Consider the following 19,795-nt stretch of genomic DNA (forward strand, 5'->3'; position numbering starts at 1 on the left):
CTAGGGAGCAGCATACTGAACGCTTCCCACCCAGGAAGCAAAGGGCGGCAGAGTAATGCTATGAAGGCTATGCACGTTCGATAACTCAGGAGCATCCGTGAGCAGAGTCTTGGCAGTCTTATCCTTGATGCCGGTGGAGCGAAGGTCAAAGGACAAGGTCTGCGGCGTGCCCGACATATTGAGCGAGACTACGACCGCAGGAGAGCCATCGGACGGCGTGCGCACGTAGGAGAGGACGCTGGGATTCGCAGTGTCGAGCATGGCGAGGCCGCCGTTGCGAAGGGCAGGCAACTCGCGACGCATACGAATCAACTGCTTGTACCAGTTGAGCTGCGAGCCGGGGTCCTTCGCTTCAGCCATCACATTGATGGTGGTGTAGTTGGCCGGAACAGGCAGCCACGTATGAGGGTTGGTGCTGAATCCAGCCTGCAGATTAGAGGCGTCCCACTGCATCGGCGTGCGCTCCCCATCGCGGCCCTTCTCCTTGGGCCATCCGGTAATACCAATAGGGTCTTTGACATCTTCCACACGCGTAGGAGTCGCGGTAACCATGCCCAGTTCCTCGCCTTGATACATCAGGGCCGTGGAGCGAGTCGTAAGCAGGATCACAGCTAGCTGTTTCAATATTTGCTGGTTGTGAACTCCGTCGCCATAGCGATCGATGGAGCGGATATTGTCATGATTGTCGAAGACGAAGAGCGGCTGCGAACCATGCAGTTGAGTATCAGCTTCGTCGATCAGCTTACGAAATGCACCGGCATCGAGCTTGTTCGAGAACCCGAGCAACATATCCATCGGAAGGTTAAGTTCATCTTTCTTAGCGCCTCCATACCACTTATCAAGCTCAGCAGTATTGGGAAGATAAGTCTCTCCGATAAGCACTCGATCCCCAGGATAAGAGCTGACCATGGCTCGCATCCGACGGATGACATCGTGAACTTCAGGCAGGTTGCTGGTAAGTGAGTCATCGAGATTAGGATCACCTTGCGCGTTGGTGCCGCCCAGCGATCTCTCATCACGTAGCTGTTTATCTTCAAAGAGCGTAGGGATAGCATCCAGACGAAAACCAGCCACATCGCGGTCGAGCCAGAAGCGCATGGTGTTGAACATGGCCTCTTCCACAGCGGGATTACGCCAGTTGAGATCGGGCTGCTGCTTATAAAACTTGTGATAGTAAAACTGGTGAACCGCCGGAACCCACTCCCACGCGGAGCCGCCGAAGAGCGAAACCCAGTTGTTCGGCGGCACTCTCCCTTCGTGCGCCTCCGGCCCGCTGCCGGGCTTGCCATCGCTCCACACATACCAGTCATGGTGCGGATTGGTGCTCGAACTGGCAGCGTCGATAAACCACTGATGCTTATCCGAGGTATGGTTGAGCACCATATCGAGCACCACGCGAACATTGCGCTTCTTCCCCTCGGCGACGAGCCGGTCGAAGTCCTTGAGGCTACCGTACTGAGGATCGACGGCCTCGTAGTTCGAGATGTCATAACCGAAGTCGACCTGGGGCGACGGATACATCGGAGAGATCCAGATCGCATCGACGCCAAGGCTTTTGAGATAGTCGAGCCGTGCGGTGATGCCGTTGAGATCGCCGATCCCATCACCGTTCGAGTCCTGATAAGAGCGCGGGTAGATCTCGTAGAGAACAGCGTGCTTCCACCAGGTTTCATCGGTAGCGGGCGCTTGCGCATACGCGCGTGTAAGCAGGAGACAGATGGCCAGAAGAATCGCTTTGAAGTTCATCGGGGTTCCTTGGTGGAAGGGCATTACTTCAGGTTGAAGATGGCCGCGGTCTGCGGAGCGAGGCTAAGCGTGAGCGACTTCGGTTCGAGGGAGAGCGTCCCAACGCTCTCAGACAAGGAGGTTGCATGAGTAAGATCCGCGACGGCCGTGTCGTCGGTAGCAATGGACGTCCTGCTGGAGCTGTGGCCCTTGTTGATGGCGATGAGGATGTGCTCGTTCTCGCTGGCCGTGGTGAGTGTCCGCGTATAGACAAGCACGTCCTGACTGGCATGGAGCACCTGCTCCTCGCCGGATTGCAGAGCAGGGTGTTGGCGGCGAAGCAGAAGTAGCCTTTGCAACGTGGCGAAGGTGTGCTGCTGCTCGGCACTGCGGCCGCTTGCAAGAAACGCATTCGTAGACGAAGCAGGGAAGCCACCAGGGAAGTCGCGGCGGTTATCCGGATCGTCGCCACCACGCATGGCGATCTCATCTCCGGAATAGATTTGTGGCAGCCCACGCATCGTGGTCAGCAGCGTAAAGGCAAGGTCAATCACCTGCGGAGTTGCCGCCGGATCGTTGGCGAAGCGAGAGTTGTCATGGTTGCCGATGAAGGGAACCAGCCGCTCGGGATGAGGATAGAGGTTGTCGAGTCGCAGAACTTCGGCGAGCCTCGTCATAGGCGCGTCCTTCAGCAGGGCATCGCGCAGGGCATAGTAGGTAGGAAAGTCGAAGGGTGTATCGAGGCCCGTATCGACGCTCATCTGCGAGCCGGTACGGACGGCTCCTCCCGCAAAGGTGGAGACAACAGTCGGGTCAGCATCGGAGACCTCGCCGACGGTGGTGAGATGCGGATAAAGCTCATGGAGCCGCGCATGAAACTCATGCCAGAAGGGCCGTCCCACATAGGGAAAGGTATCGATGCGAAACCCGTCAAGACCGGCCTGCTCGGTCCACCAGACGGCGTTCTGGATCAGGTACTGCGAGACCGCGGGATTCTCCTGGTTCAGGTCGGGAAGGGTATCGACGAACCAGCCCTCAGTGATCTTGCGCTGATCCCGCCAGGGCGCATGGGGATTGGTGATGGGCGCAAAGACTTGCTGGGCAACCGTGTGATGAGCAAGGTCTCCGTGAAACCAAGTAGGCTCGGGGCTATCGGCAACCCAGGGATGAGCTGGACCCACATGGTTTGGTACGGTGTCGAGTACGAGCTTCATGCGGCGAGCGTGCAGGGCCGCAGCCAGAGCCTTCAGGTCGGCCAGCGTGCCATAGTGCTCATCGACGGCGTACATATCGGTCGCGCCATAGCCGTGGTAGCTGGAGCTACCGTGGTTCTCATAGACAGGTGTAATCCAGATTGTCGTGATGCCAAGTTCCTGAAGATAGTCGAGGTGCTGCAGGATGCCGCGTAGATCGCCACCATGCCATCCTCGTGGAGAGCTGTCGGTGGCCCCATTGTTGGAGGCGTCACCATCAGCGAAACGGTCCGTCAAGATGAGATACATGACGTCCTTCGACGAAAACCCGGCGAAGTCCTCAGATGAGGCGCGGCGCGGCGCGAAGACATAGGGTGTCACTGTCTGGCCGGAGGCGTTGCGTGCGGTAATCTTCACCTCTTCAGAATGTGCAGGAGATGCGGAAAGAAAAAGCTCTGCATAGTGACCATTCGGAGAGATATGCGTGCTCGTGATGTGCAGGCTTTTATCGCTCAGGGTGAAGCTGGCAGCGGCAAGGTTCTCTCCGCGTAGCAGCAACATGGGAGCAGGCATCGCAGGCCACCAGTTCGGCGGATCAATCTTAGAGATCACCGGAGACTGCGCGAAGGCAGTGGAGGCGACGAGCAGTAAAAGTAAGCGGCGCATGAGCTTTCCTGGGGCTGGCTTGCCAAAGGGAGGGCGGCACCTGATGAAGGTGCCGCCGGTTAGGTTGGGTTGTTAGAAGTTAATGTGGACGGCAAGCTCAAGCTGACGCTCGGTGTTGAGGCGAATGCTGGAGATGCTGCCGAAGCCGTTGTTGCTTCCAGCGGAGTTCGCTCCCGTAGTGAAGAGGTTGGTGGAGCCAGCCACCGCAGTACCATCAGCTAGGTTGGTATCGGGGTTAGAGAACTGCGGCGTGTTGAAGAGGTTGTAAGCCTGTGCACGGAACTCCGCATTGACCCGGTCAGTAACGTGGAAGCCTTTGAACAAGCCAAGGTCCATCGTCTTGAATCCAGGTCCGGAGAAGGCGTTGCGCTTCAGGTTGCCGGGCCGGATATATTTACCGGCCGCATTGACGGGAGGCAACGCGAAGACTCCGGTAAAGAAGGTGCGGTCGTTAGCGTTGGAGTTGCTGCCCTGCAGCTCACGCGGAACCTTCTTGAAGGAGACGAGGTCGGGGCGGTTATCGAAGCTGCCGAGCGATCCGGTGTTGATATCAATCGGCGTGCCGCTGTCGAGCGTGATGACGGTATTGAGCTGCCATCCGCCGACAGCCTCATCGAGCGCCCGGTTCATCTTGTTGCCGATCATCTTGCCCCTCCCGAAGGGCAGGGAGTAGACCGCACTGGCGACAAAGACATTGCGCTGATCGTTGTCGGAGTTGCCGTAGTTGGCAGCGAGATTGGCGGCCCCACTCGGCAGCGGGAAGAGACGGGTGCCTGCTCCCGAGGTGCCGGTATTGAAGGCTCCGTTGGAGTTGTCGCGAGTATGAGACCAGGTATAAGCAACAGTAGCAAGCAGGCTCGAGCCCACGGAGCGATTGAGGAAGACCTGCAATCCGTCGTACTTCGAAGAGCCGCCGGCAAAGCCGTTGGTGATGGTCTGGCGGTTGGGGAAGATGCCAACCCCAGTGCCAAACTGCGGTCCATTGGCGTTGTAGAAGGTCATCAGGTGATCGCCCTTGTTGCCCACATAGGCGATGTTGAGCGAGGTCGCTTTATCGAGCTGCTGCTGAATCTGCAGGTTGTACTGGGTGACGGTGCCGTTCTGGTTGTTGGGTTGCAGAGACAGCAGTGAGGAGGCACTCAAGTCAGCCGCCGCCGCTGCTCCGGCCCCGAACGCAGGCAGCGGAAGCGGAGCCTTGGCAGTGGCAGCATTATTAGGAACAGTAGGGCTCTGACCTGTGAAGGTAATACGATAGCCCGCGGCTGCGGTGTACTCGCCGACGCCATTGAAACCGGGGTTATTCGAGAGCTGATTCCCAATACCTCCACGATCGAGGAAGTAGAACATGCCGAAGCCACCGCGGATGGAGGTCTTGCCATTGCCGTAGAGGTCATAGGCAAAACCTATGCGCGGCGCGATGTTATTGGTGTCCGTATTAATGAGCGAACGCGAGTTCCCGTTCACGCCTGCGATGCGCAGCGTGCCCGAGGCGATATCGTAGTTAGCCTGGTTATTGTTCTGCTCGTAGGGATAGGTATAGAGGTCGTAGCGGACCCCCAGGTTGAGCGTAAGACGCCGATTGACCTTCCAGTCGTCCTGAACGAAATAGCCGGTCTCATAGTTGAAGGTCTTGTAGTAAGTGCTGGCCGCGCCAACTTCATAGTCGGAGAAGCCGGCCAGAATCTCCGAGGTCTCATATCCGGTGAAGCGGCCGGTGTTGGGGGAGGTAGCTGCGCCGCCAAGGATGAAGAAGCCCTTGGAGTTATTGCCCTGGAAGAAATCAACCTCACGCCGGATGATGTTGGCTCCGACCTTGAAGGTGTGCTTGCCGTGTGTGTAGGTAAGTGCATCAAGAAACTGGAAGGTCTTCTCCGGAACCGAGTAAGGGCCGCCATCGCCCGTGTACTCCAGGCGAGAACCATCACCCGAGCCGATGAGAGCACCGCCACCAAGCAGCGGAGTACGGTTAGCATTCACGATGCCAAGGTTGGCCGATACCGGCGTGCCCTGGTCAGGATTGATATAGGCAAACTGCGGACGGATATAACCGAAGCGAAACTCGTTGATGATGTTGGAGGTGAAGATACGCGTATACCCGGCGGACACTCCACGCGGATGGCTGACGTTATACCCCGAAGAGAATCCAGCGGGCAGGTTGGTAAAGAGGCTGTTGACGAGCAGATTGTCCTGCCCATAGCTGTAGCGCGCGAAGAGCGAGTCCTTCTGCGAAAGGTGGTAGTCCAGCCGCGCGTCGAAGTCGTTGAAGTTCTGGATCGAGTGCCGCACGACATAGTAGTTGTTCGTGATACCCGCACGCGTGGGCGCATCAAAGGCGTTCAGGTAGTTCTGCCCGGCGACGTTGATGCGATCGGTGGGAATGATATTCCCGGCAAAGGGCTGGCAGGTGGTGGGGTCGTAGATGGCTCCGGCCACAGGATTGGCGATCATGGGGCAGCCGGTCTCGGCATACTGCCCCGGAGTGGTGGTGACGCTCTGGCCAAGCAGCTCGGAGAAGTTACCCTGGCGCATCAGGGCCGTGGGAACAGTATGGAAGCCCGCATCCTTAGGCTGCTTCTGCCGGAGTGCCTGATAGTCGCCGAAGATAAAGAGCTTGTCCTTCCAGATCGGACCACCGGCGGCGATGCCGAACTGCTTGCGCTGAAAGGCTGGGGAGGGACTGGTGGGCGAAAAGTAGTTGGGATTAGCGTCAAAGATCTGGTCGCGGAAGTAACCGAAGGCAGAGCCGTGGATCGCGTTGGTTCCGGACTTGATGGAGTTCTGCACGATAGCGCCACCGGCGCGGCCAAACTCAGCCGGGGCGATGGAGGTAGTGACGCGGAACTCCTGAATTGCCTCAGGAGGAGTAAAGAAGACGATGGTATTGACCAACGACTCGTTATTATCCACGCCGTCGAGGAGGAAGTTGTTGGACTGAGAACGCAGCCCGTTGACGGTCAGCGCAGCCCCGCCCGAGTCGGAGTAGCGGAAGCTCTCGACGTTGCCGTTGCGACCGCTGGCGTCCGAAGAGAAAGCTCCGCGAGTAACCCCTGGGACAAGCGCGGCCAGCGAGGTAAAGTTGCGCCCATTCAGCGGCAGGTCGGTAACCTGCTTGCCTTCGATGACGGACCCGGTAGAAGAGGTGGAGAGGTCGACCACAGGCGCAGCGTCGGTCACCTCCACCGTCTGGGTCTCCACTCCAACAGGGAGATGGAACTCGATGGTCTGGACCTGCGACACCTGAAGGACGATGCTCTGGCTGGTCTTCTGGAAGCCGGAGTGAGCGGCTTCGACCCGGTAGTTGCCCCGCGGCACAGCTCCGAAGGTAAAGTTGCCGTCGGGACCGGCGGTAAGCGTCTGGACCGCTCCGGTATCAATATTGGTCAGGGTGACGGTGGTGCCGGGAACGACCGCTCCGCTGGGATCGGTGACGATGCCGGTGACCCGTCCATTATCGGATTGGGCGCGCAGGCCGACGGGTGAGACCACGGTGACGACGGCGAGTGTTATAGCTGCCAGCTTCAGGGCAATATTACTTTTGGTGACACAGATGTTCATAAAGACGGCCTCCAGTTGCAGAGCCGGACCCGCAGTAGCGAAACGCTGATCCGGCTGCCGAAGAACCTTGATCGAATCGAAGAGTTGTACACAATCCTCCCGCGATATTCTTTTCATCTACTTTGGATCATCCGCTAAGTCATTCTATCCAAGAGAGTTGCAAGCTCTGTTTAACTAAGAAGTGTGCTCTTTCGGGCATCGGAGTTAGACTGGATGACGCCGGTAGGGTCGGGTTTCCGACAAAAGTAGATTGTTGAAGGGTAGTTGAAAATATGTCTTCCTCTCATGAGGCCGTGGTCCGGGTGGGGTTTGGGCTGTATGAGGCCAACCTCCAGACGGGAGAGCTCTGGAAGGCGGGCAAGAAGCTGAAGCTGCAGAGCCAGCCCTTCAAGGTGCTGACCGCTCTGTTGGAGCGTCCCGGCGAGGTAGTGACCCGCGAGGAGCTTCAAGTTCGTCTCTGGGGAAAGGACTCAGTCGGCGACTTCGACCACTCGCTGGGCACCGCCATCAATAAGATCCGCGAGGCGCTGGGCGACACGGCCGACAACCCGCGTTTCGTGGAGACGCTGGCACGGCGCGGCTACCGCTTTATCGCCCCCGTGTCTGACCTGGCGGGCAAGGTCGAGAGCCTGATCGAGACGCCCGTACTCGGGGAAACCCTGTCCCCACTTCCCACCTCGGTGCCCGCCAAGCCGTGGGACGAATCCGTCTCCACCCTCGGAAAGGGCTGGTGGCTCGCCGGACTACTCTGCGGCCTGGCATTGATTGCGGCGACAGTCCTCTATATAAGCTGGCCCTCCCGTCCCCCTCTGCTGAGGATTCAGCAACTGACCAGCACCGGCCGCATCGCACCGGGAATGCCCACCATGGAGAGCCTTCCGGCTGCGGCCACCGATGGCGTGCGGATCTTCGTCCCGGAGATTGAGGAGGGCCGCCCGGTGCTGTCGCAGGTGGACGTCCACACCGGCGATCTCCAGCGGATGTCCCTGCCGCAGGAGCTTCCTTCGCCCTCCCTCGGCGACCTCTCGCCCGACGGTTCCACCCTGCTGCTGCGCAGCCATCTCTCGCCGGAGTCCGAGCAGCCGCTCTGGCTCGTGCCGACCAGCGGCGGCAGCGCCCTGCGCCTCGCCAACGTCGTAGGCCACGACGCAACCTGGATGCCGGACGGCAAGAGCGTGCTCTTCGCAACAGGAAATCAGCTCATCGTGAACCGGCTTGCGGACGGCGGTTCGACTCCCTTCGCGACGCTTCCGGGCCGCGCCTTCTGGATGCGCTGGTCGCCCGATGGCAAGCTCCTCCGCTTCACCCTGATGGACCCCATCGGCCACACGCTCGGGCTGTGGGAGGCGAAGAGCGACGGCAAGGGCCTGCGCAGAATTCTGGATAACTGGAGCAAACCGGGCTCTGAGTGCTGCGGTGTCTGGACCGGAGACGGTCGCTACTTCGTCTTCCAGGCCGACCGCGGCGGCAGCAGCGATCTCTGGCGGATGGACGGCAAGAAAGATACCGCGCCGGTACGGGTGACGGACGGTCCCCTGAACTTCGCCGCGCCGGTCTCCCCGAAGACCGGCCGCAAGATCTTCTTTCTCGGGCTGGAGACGCAGTCGGTCCTGCAGATCTACAACGCGGCCCAAAGGGTCTTCGTCCCCGCGCCGGTCTTTCTGGCCCAGGCGACGCGGGTCGAGTACACGCGAGACCGCGGCTGGGTGTTGTGGACCGACGGCCAGGGCAGGCTCTGGCGGGCGCACGCCGACGGATCGGAGCGAATCCAGGTAACGCCGGATTCGTTGCAGGTCTTCCTGGCACACTGGTCGCCCGACGGACATCGCATAGCGCTCATGGCCCGCGAGCCGGGCAAGGCATGGCAGATCTATCTGGTCGGGGCGGAGGGCGGCGCACCGGACCGGCCACTGGCAGAGAAGCGCAACGCCGCAGACCCATCATGGTCCGCGGATGGGCAGCAGATCGTCTTCGGGCGGGTCAGCGATGTGATGGGCAAGGAAGAAGGTCCGCGCGCGCTCGAAGTGCTCGACCTGCGCACGCACCATGTGACAACGGTGCCGGGCTCCGAGGGCTTATTCAGCCCGCGCTGGTCGCCGGATGGCCGCTACATCGCGGCGCTCTCGCTGGACCAGAGCAAGCTCCTGCTCTTCGACACGACTACCGACGCATGGCGAACGATCGCGGACACCACGGCAGCCGATCCAGTCTGGTCGGCGGATGGCAAGGCGATCTACTTCCACGCATCGTTGGCGGAGACACAGCCGATCTATCGGATATCGGTGCCGGAGGGCAAACTGGAGCAGATCGCCAACCTCGCCAGCTTCGCGGGTGGCGCGACGGCGGATTACTTCTTCTGCGGACTGACAGCCGGAGATGTCCCCATCGTGCGCTCACGCACCGGCACAGGCAATCTCTACTCGATCAACCTGGAGGAGCGTTAGCAAGCTATTTCAGTGTCTTATTCGAAACTCTTCGTTTAATGTGTGATTCGACCATGCAATGGAGTCGACACACTGGTCCGTTCTTTTCGCTCCCTTGCAGTGGAAGCTCTGGACCAATATCTCCACAACTTTACCGTGAGTACCTTCTGTAATCTTCGCCTCTCCACCTGCTACGGAAAGTGCATCCCGATATGCGTTGCCCGAGACCGCAATCCTGAAATCGCAACCCGCATTGGGACAGAAGAGGCTTGCTGACTCACTGCACTGCAGGTTCTTGGGATTAAGGATGTAGTCAGGTCTTCCATCCGCATCCAGATCGGTCGTCGTTATCTCCGGAACTCTGACCTCGCCATTCAGGGTTCCGCCAATCTGCTTACACTCGTCCGCATAGCTGGAGATGATCGACTCTATTGGCGGCGGCAGGTCGATTGCGCTATGAGGCTTTGGCGAAGCGGCCACTGCTTCCTTAGGCGGCGTCGAACGGTGTACCGCCGCATCTTTTTTACAGGCAGTGCAGAAGATACAGCAGCACACGAGCAGAAAAGCGATCCTTGGCATGGACACCATCTTAGAGAGAGTCGAGACACTGCTTGCAATGACGATATAAGCCAAATGCAGTAATGTTGCACCACGGAATCAGTTCGCCGAGGGCCTTTCAACGTGGTCGATGACGTAATACTCGACCGGCCCTTTCTGCGGTTGCAGCTTCAAGCCCATCTGCTCGCGCAGAGCGGTAAAGATGGAGGGAAGATCGCGAAAGTTCTCCGACAGGTTATCGGCAGAGACGCCCGGCGGGAGCACCGGCGTGAACGCCACAGTGAAATCATAGTTGCCGTCAAGCCCTGCCATGTTGACGACGGGACGTTCGTCGTTCTGCAGTACCTGGCCCAGCCACCAGCATAGATAATTCATCGGGACACGGGTTCCGACGACATGCTCCGGGGGACCGTTGACCGGGATATTGAAATCCTGCGGGGTCGTGTTGGCCTTCATCTTCAGTCCGGCAGGATCGATGGTGAGGGCATAGATGGGACCTTCCTTTGTCTCCTTATGAAACTTGAGGCCGAACCTGTCGGCGAGCAGGTTCTAGTACATCGTGTGCAGGTCGTCAAGATTGTAAGCGTGGTCGGTCTTGGCTTCGACATCGAAGCGATCGCTGTCCATCCACGCCGGGCCTCCCTTGAGGTGAGGGAGCCGGATCGTTCTGTAAATTGTTGAAATTAAGTTGCTTGAAATACCCCCATGTACCCCCACCAGAACATTGCTACCTCTCTTCAGCCACTTTTCTCAAAAAACAGAAATCGTGAGCGCGGGAATAAAAATGCGTCTAATGGCTGGTCGCTATGTAGTGGTCGAAGAATAAAAACCACTACTCATACACCTAGCGCCCGACGGTCAGGAACCGTGACGGTCACCGCACGTTGAGCGCGGCGCTTACGCCAAAAGGCACACCCGAGGATCCGGGTCGCGAAATCTCCGGTAGTGTCGAAATTTTCAACGGAAACGACCCAAGGGATGGGGTGTGCATCAGTAACGGTGGCTAGAGACGGCTTCGTTCAGTGATGCACACCCCCTTCCAGATATCGACGGTCGGAAGGGTACTGGACCCACGCCGCAATGTTGCGGCGTAGAAGGCGGAGTGGGCTCACAGGGCGGTGGGTTTGGATCATTGGGTCCTGGTTTCACGCTCCCTGGCCGAGGCCGAGGGCGTTGAATCGCCTCAACTTGCCGCAAAACGATGGCCAGTGCCCATACGGAACGAAGGATTTCATATACTCGTTTAAGGGGATCTCGGGGCCTATCGCCCGGCCTCGACAAGGTTCATATTATGCCGCAAGGAGAACAGATCAACCCGGCTATCCTCGTTTGGGCAAGAGAGTCTGCTGGACTCGCTGTCGAAGACGCGGCGAAGCGTCTCGCCCTTGGGGACTCCAAGAGCGAAAGCGGCGAGCATAAACTCCTTGAACTGGAGAGGGGCGCGCGTCTCCCGACTCGGACGCAACTGAGTAGGATCGCCAAGACTTATCGGCGGCCTCTTCTTGCCTTCTACATGACGACCCCACCACACAAGGGGCCGCGTGGAGAGGATTTTCGCTCTACGGGCGCGGAGGTCTCGCCACGCGACAACGCACTGCTCGATGCCCTTCTTCGCGACGTCAAAGCACGTCAAGAGATGGTGCGAGGTCTTCTGGAAGACCTAGATGAGGCACATCTAAAAAGGTTTGTCTCGTCCTCCTCACTCGCCGATGGAGCCGAGACCGTCGCGCAACGTATTTCAACTGCACTGCAACTGCCGACACGACGCACAGATTGGGGCGGTACAGCCGATGACTTCTTTAAGCGGCTCAGGACAGCGACTGAGGAGCTTGGGGTTTTCGTTCTCCTTGTGGGAGATCTTGGTTCGCATCACTCCGCGCTCAGCGAAGAGGTCTTTCGCGGATTCGCGCTTGCAGATCCAGTTGCACCCTTCATTGTTATCAACGACCATGATGCGAGAACCGCTCGCTCATTCACTCTCATTCATGAGCTGGCGCATATCTATCTTGGCCAGAGCGGTGTAAGCGGCTCTCCCGAATCCGTGAAGGAAAACTCCGAAGAAGGACGGGTTGAGCACTTTTGCAACGATGTAGCTGGACTTGTGCTGCTTCCGAAAAGCTTCGCTCTCCAAAGGCCGGTGGAACTCGCCCGTGGCGATCAAGTGTCCGCTGGCCGCTATATCGAGGAAGTGGCGAAACACTGGATCGTCAGCGAGCCACTCGTTGCTTTTCGGCTCCGGCGGATGGGTTGGATTACTGCATCCCTTTACCGGGATCTGAGCAGCTCGTATGCGGCCCGTTGGTCGTCGTATAAAGCCAACACGAAAGCAGCCAACCAGCTTAAGGAAGGGGGACCGAGCTACTACGTGCTCAAACAGAGCAGGCTTGGAGCCGCCCTGATTGATGTTGTTCGCCGCACGCTGCGCGAGAGCCGGCTAACCCACACAAAGGCAGCGAAGGTGCTCGGCGTAAACCCATCTTCAGTCGAACCCCTGCTGCGTAGATACGAGAAGAGCCCTGCATCGTTCGCTCGCGAGGCGGTGCGCTAGAGTGCTCTATCTTCTTGATGCCAACGTCATGATCCGCGCCCATGAGGATTACTACCCCATCGATCGAATTCCGCAGTTCTGGACGTGGCTTGCCGCATTGGGAGAAGCGGGCGCCGCAAAGGTTCCCTATGAAATCTATGGTGAAATTGCTGTTTCGACCGGCCCATTGCATGACTGGTTGACCGACGCCGCAATCTCGAAAGCCATGCTCTTCGATCAGAAGATCGATCCCGCCAACCTTAATTTGGTGCTTACGCAGGGGTATGCGTCGGACTTGAACGACAGCGAGATCGAAGAGATCGGGCAAGACCCTTTTCTTATTGGATACGCATTGGCCGACGTTGCGAACTTTACCGTCGTAACGAAGGAAGTCTCCGCTCCCAGTAAGCAGCGGGCGAATCGAAGGGTTCCCGATGTTTGCAAAACATTCGGCATTCGATCCATCAATGATTTTGAGTTCTATCGAGAGTTGAACTTCAAGATTGGCTCTTGATCGCCTCGGTACAGCAATTTTAGTTGCTGTCAGTCATTTTTTGTGTTGACACGCTGTCCTGCCTCCTGCATATTGGAAGTGGGCAGGCGATACCGTCTGCGTTTCAAGGTCTTTGATAACTGCTCTGTGTGTTGTATAGGTCAGGCGCCCCATAAGGGCATTATGAGGCGGTAGTGTTTCCCACTACCCCTAGCGGGGTTTGAAACCCGTCCGTAAATGGCCGAAGTGATGGGTATCTTCTATCTCTTGCTATTCACGCCTTAGCGCTGAGCGCGCTCCGAGATGCACCCCCCGGACTCCATTCGTTGCCTACCTCTGGCTTACCGACACACGCCCGGCATCAGCCGGAAAGGGGCAATCTATGAATCAATCAAAGTACCTTGACTCTTGCATCCAAATCCTAAAAGGGATGCTGGGAGATCAGTCCAACGAACTGGGGTCGGAACAACAGAGGGCACTTGCTAAAGAAATCCGCAAGCTCAAGAGCCTGCAACGGCAACCGAAGATGAGCCGCGATGAGGTCTATCGCATCGTTGAGGAAGTCGCGCTGACAGTCTCGAAGATTTTGCAATGACTTCGGCCGAAGTGAAACAGTCATTCCTAACGGGGGGTGATTCTTCTCCAAAAGGACCATATGAAATATGCCAAAGCAGTTCGGATTGCACGGTCCATCGCCGATATATCCCAAGGGGAACTCGCAGACCGGACCGGGCTTGATAGAAGTTATCTTTCGCTAATCGAAGGCGGCAAACGAAAGCCAACAGTTGAAACTCTTCAAAGCATTTCGGACGCTTTGGAGATACCTTTCCCATTACTAACGCTGCTTGCAGTTGAAAAAGAAGACTCCAAGAACATCAATGAAGAGCAAGTTCTCGGACTGGCGAAACAACTCACACAGCTACTACTGAACACACCTAAAAATGACGATGGATCTTCCGCAGACAAAACCGATAGTGGGAAGCCTTAGTGACCTTGAGCATCGGCTCGGCATAAAGAGGGGCGACTTAGCTGTCCTGCTTCAGTGCAGAGCTGGCCTCTACCGTCCTTTTAAGATTCCGAAGAAGCAGCATCCATATCCTGGAAAGCTGCGGCGTCTCAAGGCATCCGAACCCGTCAAATACAGACAGATCGACGATCCCGTCAAACAATTGAAGGATATCCAAAGGCGAATCCTCGCTACCGTTTTGTCTCGGGTTGAGCTTCCTGCCTATATGTTCGGCGCGGTATCCGGCAGAACATTGCTGGGACATGCAAAAGAGCATGTCCCAAATCAGAGTTCCATCGTGGTACGGATGGACATCTCTTCTTACTACCCCAATATCACCTGTGAGCATGTTTATTACGTTTGGAACGTGGTGCTGGGGTGTCCTCCACCCATTGCGAGGTTACTGACAGAACTCACCACGTTCGATTGGCATCTCCCGCAAGGGGCTCCCACTAGTCCGGCAATCGCCAATATCTTTCTTGCATCAATCTATGCGCCCATCTGCCTGGCAAGTGAGCAGGCCGGTCTCACGATCACTACGTGGGTGGATGATCTAATCTTTTCGGGCGTTGCTGCGCACACCGTCATGGAGACAGTGAGAGCGACACTGGCTGCGCATGGCTTCAAGATGGCGCCAGACAAGCGAGAGATTTTCGGACCGAAAGACCAGAAGAACATCACGGGCACGCGACTTGGGCGGTTTGAAGTTCGGGTCACTCACAAAAAAATGAGTGAACTTCGCGCTGCAATTTTTCGGTTGGCTATCGGAGCTTTGGAGCCTGGCGAGCTTGAAAAATATCGTCGAAATCTTAGTGCCCGAATCGCGCATATTGCCACGATCCACAAGGGGGATGCAGCAAAGGTCAGGCGCCACGCGATAAAGTCTAGCGTAATCCTCAAATAGCTCTCACAAGGCTGGACGCTTCATCTTTATCCTCCTTCTACACAAGACATTAGCGGCCACCGAATTGCCAGCAGGTGATTTCACCCTCCAAATCGCCGAAAAGACATTAGCGAGCCTATCCATCTTTCGATTACCATCTGGTGCTGCCACCTCATGCTAGAGATACGAACCCGTGCTGCATTAACGAGCGGCGCCAGGCTAGGAGTAGCGAGAAACTTTACTCATGGCTTTGTCGCGAAGCTTCCTGCAGATCGACGCTTTGGCAAAGATTGCCATTAGGACTTAGGGGCATCCGTCGCGCCCTTGGCGGCATTTTTCAACACGTTGACGTAATGTTTGGCCACAGTTTTTGCGAGGTGATCCGCGACGTCTGTGCTCTCGACTTCGCCTCGTATCGTGGCAGTTATCTGCTTGCTGATGTTTAGCGTTCCTGACGCGTCAGTGATCGTTACGTCGAACTTCATCTGTGTAGTCCCAACAAACTCGCCAATAGGTCCCAAGACTGCGCGTTCTACTGAGCTACCCTCCTTGAACGTCACAATAGAGATATGAACGGTGTACTGAGGGCATACACCGTGACCATCGTTTTCGCCGTCTCTGTACACATGCCCGATATCTTGTTTGCGACGGAGGCGATCGACCACATGCTCATACACAAGTCCTCGATACGCAGCCGGCACCGCAGCGTTATCCCAGTTCGGAGCAGAGACGAGTACGCTCCTGGGTTCAACTGGGGCATTTTGGCAGCCGACGCTTGAGATTTGCCGACGCCCAGCAGGAGCGAGGGCAAAGGTCCGAAGAGCGTGGTCTGCTTCGTTCGAGGGCAGGAAGAAGACCGCAGTATGATTGCCGCCGTTGCGATCGTTGAATTCGACAGTAAGCAGGTCTACACGGTGATGCATGAAGGCAGCCGCTCCGAGACCTCCACCATTAGGAATCGCCATACGCAGCAGTCTTCCCTCGATACCCCAGAGTTCGACTCTCTGATTGCCTGCGCTCACTGCCGTTATAGAACTACGTGGTATTGACATGTTGCCCGACTTCGCTGTGAAGGTAAGAGCATCCGTGTGGAGCGTCAATGTGCCGTTTTTGTTGTGCTTGATGTCAGGCAATCCGTAGATGTGTTCAGCCTTGGTGGACTGCCAGACTGCGGCAGAGGTGAGATTTGAAGGATCTTGGGTGATGGCCTGAACGGATATAGCTGAGAGAGGGGTTGGCACACAAAAAGAGGAGTGAAGGATAAGGGCCAGCGAAGCACCAGTCAGGGTTTTCATAAATCTCCTTTGAAGCAGTGCTAGCCAGTTGGTCCATGCGTCGGTCGGAAATGTGCGTTGCCAGTGAAGCCATTCGCTGTCCACCGATATGCCATCTCGCCCTCGGTATAGAGGTCGTTTGCACTACTGGAAGTTTGACTCGGAAGGCAGTGAAACTTGCGTCTAGTTGGGTCAAGCGACTGTCAAGAATTGTCAAGATAGAAGGCCGCACGCTTGACAGTCTTTGACAGTGTGCGCAATCGCAGAGGCCTACAATAATTTCTTGAGAGAGATTCGGAGTGAATAGAGTGAGCGCGAGCGTGGGTTCAGATCACAAACCGGACTCGGTTGCCGCACGCATTCTGGTCGTCGATGATGACGCCGAACTCTGTAAGTTAGTGTCACGCTTCCTGGGGGCAGAAGGATATTCCGTATACACAGTTCACACGGGTGGACTCGGTGTCGAACGTGTAATGACAGAAAACTACGATCTGGTCGTATTGGATGTGATGCTGCCGGAGTTAGACGGCTTTGAAGTGCTCCGGCGAATCCGCATAAAATCCGCTACGCCCATCTTGATGCTCACGGCGCGGGGCGATGATCTTGACCGCATTCTCGGTTTGGAAATGGGTGCTGATGACTACCTGCCGAAACCGTTCAACACTCGTGAACTCTCCGCCCGTATTCGGGCCATCCTGCGTAGAGCAGCTTCTGAGAATACGGCCGTCGCCCCCTCAGAATCCACGTCCCTGCGATTGGGCGATCTGGAGTTGAACGCTGGAGCCAGAACTGTACGGTATGGAAATAAGATGCTCAATCTGACGACTGTTGAGTTTGACCTGCTCCAGAGGCTATTGCAATCGGCAGGATCTGTTGTGGGGCGCGAAGAACTCACCAAAGATGTGCTTGGGCGAAAGTTTTCCCCGTTTGACAGGAGCATCGACACCCATGTGTGGAGTCTACGCAGAAAAGTGGGAAATGCCTCGGATGGCAGCGAAAGAATCAAGGGGATTCGTGGCGTCGGATATCTCTATGCCTTGCCTGATCGATCCGGGAAAGATGACTCGAAATGAAAAGCCTGTTCCTGAAGATATTTCTATGGTTCTGGACGGCAGTTGTGATCGTTGGGGTGACGTTGGCTATCATTGTGCCGATTACTCGCTCAGCCGCAACGTTGGTAGATAGATTGACGGTTTTGCTCCCCTTCGAAGCGGCACACGCCACCGATATCTATGAGCGCGAAGGTAAATCCGCTTTGCAGCATCATTTCGATCAGATAGTACAGGATGGGTACAGCGAACCTTATCTCCTGGACGAAAACTGGAATGATGTGCTGAACCGCCGGCCGCCAGCCAAGGCTATCGAATTTGCGAAGACAGCCATGATAGATACGCCTCTCGTCACCAAATTCACGGGCTGGAAGGGACTTGCTGCCCAACAGGTGATCGGAGCAAGTGGGCATAGATATACGATCCTCGTCGACTTCACGGATCGACCTCTCGTTGGTTTACTCGCCGACCTTGGTTACAAAACATGGCTAGACCTGTTCGCAATTTTGGCGGTTGGAGGAGTTTTTTGTTTTTGGCTAGCTCGCCATATTGCTACTCCAATCGCGCAATTGAGTTGGGCCGCGGGGCGAATTACCGACGGTTGGCTCGATACACGGAGTGATCCAAAGGTCCGGCTACGAGGTGATGAGATTGGGTATCTGGGCTTGAGCTTCGATCGTATGGCGGAACGGATCGAATCATTGGTGCAGGGACGGCAGCGGCTCTTCGGAGATGTTTCTCACGAATTACGATCGCCTCTTGCACGCCTGAGTGTCGCCGAAGGATTGCTTCGTCAATGTCCTCCCGGAGAGAGAGAAGAATATTTAGACCGGATTGCTCTCGAAGTGGAAAACCTCAATCAATTGATCGGCCAACTCCTGACCTTGGCTCGAATCGACAGTAGGGGTGACTCGGGCCGCAAAGAAACGGTCGAATTGAGTAGTCTGGTTCAGGAAGTTGCGGTCGATGGAAACTTTGAAGCGCAGACCAAGAACTGTGCTGTGCGGATCGATTTCGACGACGTATGCAGTACAGTGGGCGAGAGAGAACAACTGCGTCGAGCGGTCGAGAATGTGGTCCGCAATGCCATTCGACACACGAAATCCAGCACCAATGTGGAGATCACTATACGAAAGCACCGCGCTCCTCATCTTTCTCGGGTCGTAATTCAGGTCCGAGATCATGGCCCGGGTATATCCAGCGAACATCTTGAGAAGATTTTTCTTCCTTTCTACCGGATACCTGGACCCACCGGTGAAGCGATCATCGGTGCGGGGCTGGGACTTGCAATCACTGAGCGCATCGTGCGTACGTATGGTGGAAGCGTGAGCGCAGCGAATGCTTTGGATGGTGGCCTTATCGTAGAACTGGAGCTGCCACTCGTGGTGTAAAGAGCAGAACGATAATCCCCCAAAATTGTCAGCATAGTGGAGTTTGTTTCAGCATGCCGGCGCGCTCACCAATTGTCATCTCCATTCAGCTGAACGCTCTTCTCGTCAGCAATCGCAACTGACGAGAAGGGCGTTTATGAGGAGCTGTCTGAGAGTAAAGCAGTTGGGCTTGCACTCATCTTGACCACCTACTACCGGTCAAATCCCATGCTCTTGGATATATGTCCCGCAAGTGCAGTCGTTAACTCGCGTGGGAGGATGCGACTGATCCAGGTTCCCGCGCGAGTGCTAAAGCGGCCCGGATACGATAGGACCTTTCCCCGTATATAATCATCCAGAGTCCGGCGCGCGACACTCTGGGCGGAGTCCATCTTCTCCAGCTTAACCGTCGTGGGACTCTGCGTGAAAAACTCCGTCGCCGTAGGGCCAGGGCTTGCGATCATCACCCGGACACCAGAACCTTTGATCTCCTGCGCCACGGCCTCACTGAGCAGAAGAACGAGCGCCTTCGTCGCGGTATAGGTCGCGTTGTATGGAATAGGTTGAAACGCTCCGTTTGAGGCGACGTTGATGATGCCGCCACTTCCGCGCGCCATCATCTTTTTTCCCAGAACGTGCATAAGCGCCACGAGACTGTGCGCGTTTACGATCACGGGAGTCAACTCCTCTTCAACGGATCTGCTGAAGAACTTTCCGCTATAGCCCACAGCGGCGTTGTTTATCAGCAAATCGAGCTCAATGCCCATCCGCTCCAGGCTTTCGACGATCCGAGAAGGCGCAGACAAGTCTCCCAGGTCAGCTTGAATCACCTCAGCTCGTACCTTGTAGTCGCGGCGCAACGCCTCAGCCAACGCTTCCAGCTCCGACTTCGAGCGTGCCACAAGCACAAGATTCGAGCCCCGGGCGGCCAGCTCTTCCGCATAGGCCTTGCCCAGGCCCTTCGACGCTCCCGTTACAAGGGCAAACTTTCCTTTGTAGGAAAACCTGATTTGTTTGACCATTTTTAAACCTCTATACGACAACGATTGATGTCGCATGTATAACACTATGCG

14 protein-coding genes and 1 pseudogene are annotated in these 19,795 nt (G+C 56.6%); 8 read left to right on the plus strand and 7 right to left on the minus strand.

Annotation, left to right across the window (positions count from 1 at the left end; all coding sequences use genetic code 11):
- From FTO74_RS03970 to FTO74_RS03980, 3 genes are all read right to left on the minus strand, one after another.
- On the minus strand, positions 1-1,746 hold the full coding sequence (locus tag FTO74_RS03970; protein ID WP_162536977.1) for an alpha-glucosidase: 1,746 nt from the start codon (positions 1,744-1,746) through the stop codon (positions 1-3).
- A 23-nt stretch (positions 1,747-1,769) separates the two neighbouring features.
- Positions 1,770-3,584 carry an alpha-amylase family glycosyl hydrolase gene (locus FTO74_RS03975; RefSeq protein WP_162536978.1) on the minus strand — a complete coding sequence of 605 codons (1,815 nt, stop codon included), beginning with the start codon at positions 3,582-3,584 and terminating at the stop codon, positions 1,770-1,772.
- A 72-nt stretch (positions 3,585-3,656) separates the two neighbouring features.
- Positions 3,657-7,256 (minus strand): TonB-dependent receptor, encoded by a 3,600-nt coding sequence (locus tag FTO74_RS03980; protein ID WP_255462488.1) that lies wholly within the window; start codon positions 7,254-7,256, stop codon positions 3,657-3,659.
- 155 nt (positions 7,257-7,411) lie between these two features.
- Between FTO74_RS03980 and FTO74_RS03985 the strand changes: the two genes are divergently transcribed.
- Entirely contained in the window at positions 7,412-9,583 is a 2,172-nt protein-coding gene (locus FTO74_RS03985; RefSeq protein ID WP_162536979.1) for a winged helix-turn-helix domain-containing protein, read from the plus strand.
- Between the two features lie 9 nt (positions 9,584-9,592).
- Here the strand turns inward: FTO74_RS03985 and FTO74_RS03990 are convergent, their stop codons facing one another.
- Both FTO74_RS03990 and FTO74_RS03995 read right to left on the minus strand, forming a co-directional pair.
- A complete protein-coding gene (locus FTO74_RS03990) occupies positions 9,593-10,141 on the minus strand; it encodes a hypothetical protein (protein WP_162536980.1) in 549 nt (182 codons plus the stop codon).
- Positions 10,142-10,219: 78 nt separating this feature from the next.
- Positions 10,220-10,837 (minus strand): annotated as a pseudogene (locus tag FTO74_RS03995) (TIGR03435 family protein).
- Positions 10,838-11,633: 796 nt separating this feature from the next.
- Here FTO74_RS03995 and FTO74_RS04005 point away from each other — a divergent pair.
- From FTO74_RS04005 to FTO74_RS04025, 5 genes are all read left to right on the plus strand, one after another.
- Positions 11,634-12,668, plus strand: a complete 1,035-nt coding sequence (locus FTO74_RS04005) for an ImmA/IrrE family metallo-endopeptidase (RefSeq protein ID WP_220399071.1) — start codon at positions 11,634-11,636, stop codon at positions 12,666-12,668.
- A 1-nt stretch (position 12,669) separates the two neighbouring features.
- Positions 12,670-13,161: a DUF4411 family protein gene (locus FTO74_RS04010; protein ID WP_162536983.1), complete on the plus strand. Its 492-nt coding sequence runs from the start codon at positions 12,670-12,672 to the stop codon at positions 13,159-13,161.
- A gap of 361 nt (positions 13,162-13,522) precedes the next feature.
- Positions 13,523-13,735: a hypothetical protein gene (locus FTO74_RS04015; RefSeq protein ID WP_162536984.1), complete on the plus strand. Its 213-nt coding sequence runs from the start codon at positions 13,523-13,525 to the stop codon at positions 13,733-13,735.
- Positions 13,736-13,795: 60 nt separating this feature from the next.
- Entirely contained in the window at positions 13,796-14,128 is a 333-nt protein-coding gene (locus FTO74_RS04020) for a helix-turn-helix transcriptional regulator (protein WP_162536985.1), read from the plus strand.
- Positions 14,088-15,050 carry a reverse transcriptase family protein gene (locus tag FTO74_RS04025; protein WP_162536986.1) on the plus strand — a complete coding sequence of 321 codons (963 nt, stop codon included), beginning with the start codon at positions 14,088-14,090 and terminating at the stop codon, positions 15,048-15,050. The genes FTO74_RS04020 and FTO74_RS04025 overlap by 41 nt, the downstream gene beginning before the upstream one ends.
- A 275-nt stretch (positions 15,051-15,325) precedes the next feature.
- On the opposite strand, the gene FTO74_RS04030 is transcribed toward FTO74_RS04025, so the two are convergent.
- Positions 15,326-16,324 carry a hypothetical protein gene (locus FTO74_RS04030; protein WP_162536987.1) on the minus strand — a complete coding sequence of 333 codons (999 nt, stop codon included), beginning with the start codon at positions 16,322-16,324 and terminating at the stop codon, positions 15,326-15,328.
- Positions 16,325-16,611: 287 nt separating this feature from the next.
- Here FTO74_RS04030 and FTO74_RS04035 point away from each other — a divergent pair, with 287 nt between their 5' ends.
- Together FTO74_RS04035 and FTO74_RS04040 are read left to right on the plus strand one after the other, a co-directional pair.
- On the plus strand, positions 16,612-17,376 hold the full coding sequence (locus tag FTO74_RS04035) for a response regulator transcription factor (protein ID WP_255462489.1): 765 nt from the start codon (positions 16,612-16,614) through the stop codon (positions 17,374-17,376).
- Complete coding sequence (locus FTO74_RS04040) at positions 17,373-18,743, plus strand: ATP-binding protein (protein WP_162536988.1); 1,371 nt, start codon at positions 17,373-17,375, stop codon at positions 18,741-18,743. The genes FTO74_RS04035 and FTO74_RS04040 overlap by 4 nt, the downstream gene beginning before the upstream one ends.
- Before the next feature lie 191 nt (positions 18,744-18,934).
- On the opposite strand, the gene FTO74_RS04045 is transcribed toward FTO74_RS04040, so the two are convergent.
- Positions 18,935-19,744: an SDR family oxidoreductase gene (locus tag FTO74_RS04045; RefSeq protein ID WP_162536989.1), complete on the minus strand. Its 810-nt coding sequence runs from the start codon at positions 19,742-19,744 to the stop codon at positions 18,935-18,937.
- Positions 19,745-19,795 lie beyond the last annotated feature (51 nt).

The sequence above is a fragment of the Granulicella sp. WH15 genome (genome assembly GCF_009914315.1).
Taxonomy (GTDB): Bacteria; Acidobacteriota; Terriglobia; order Terriglobales; family Acidobacteriaceae; genus Edaphobacter.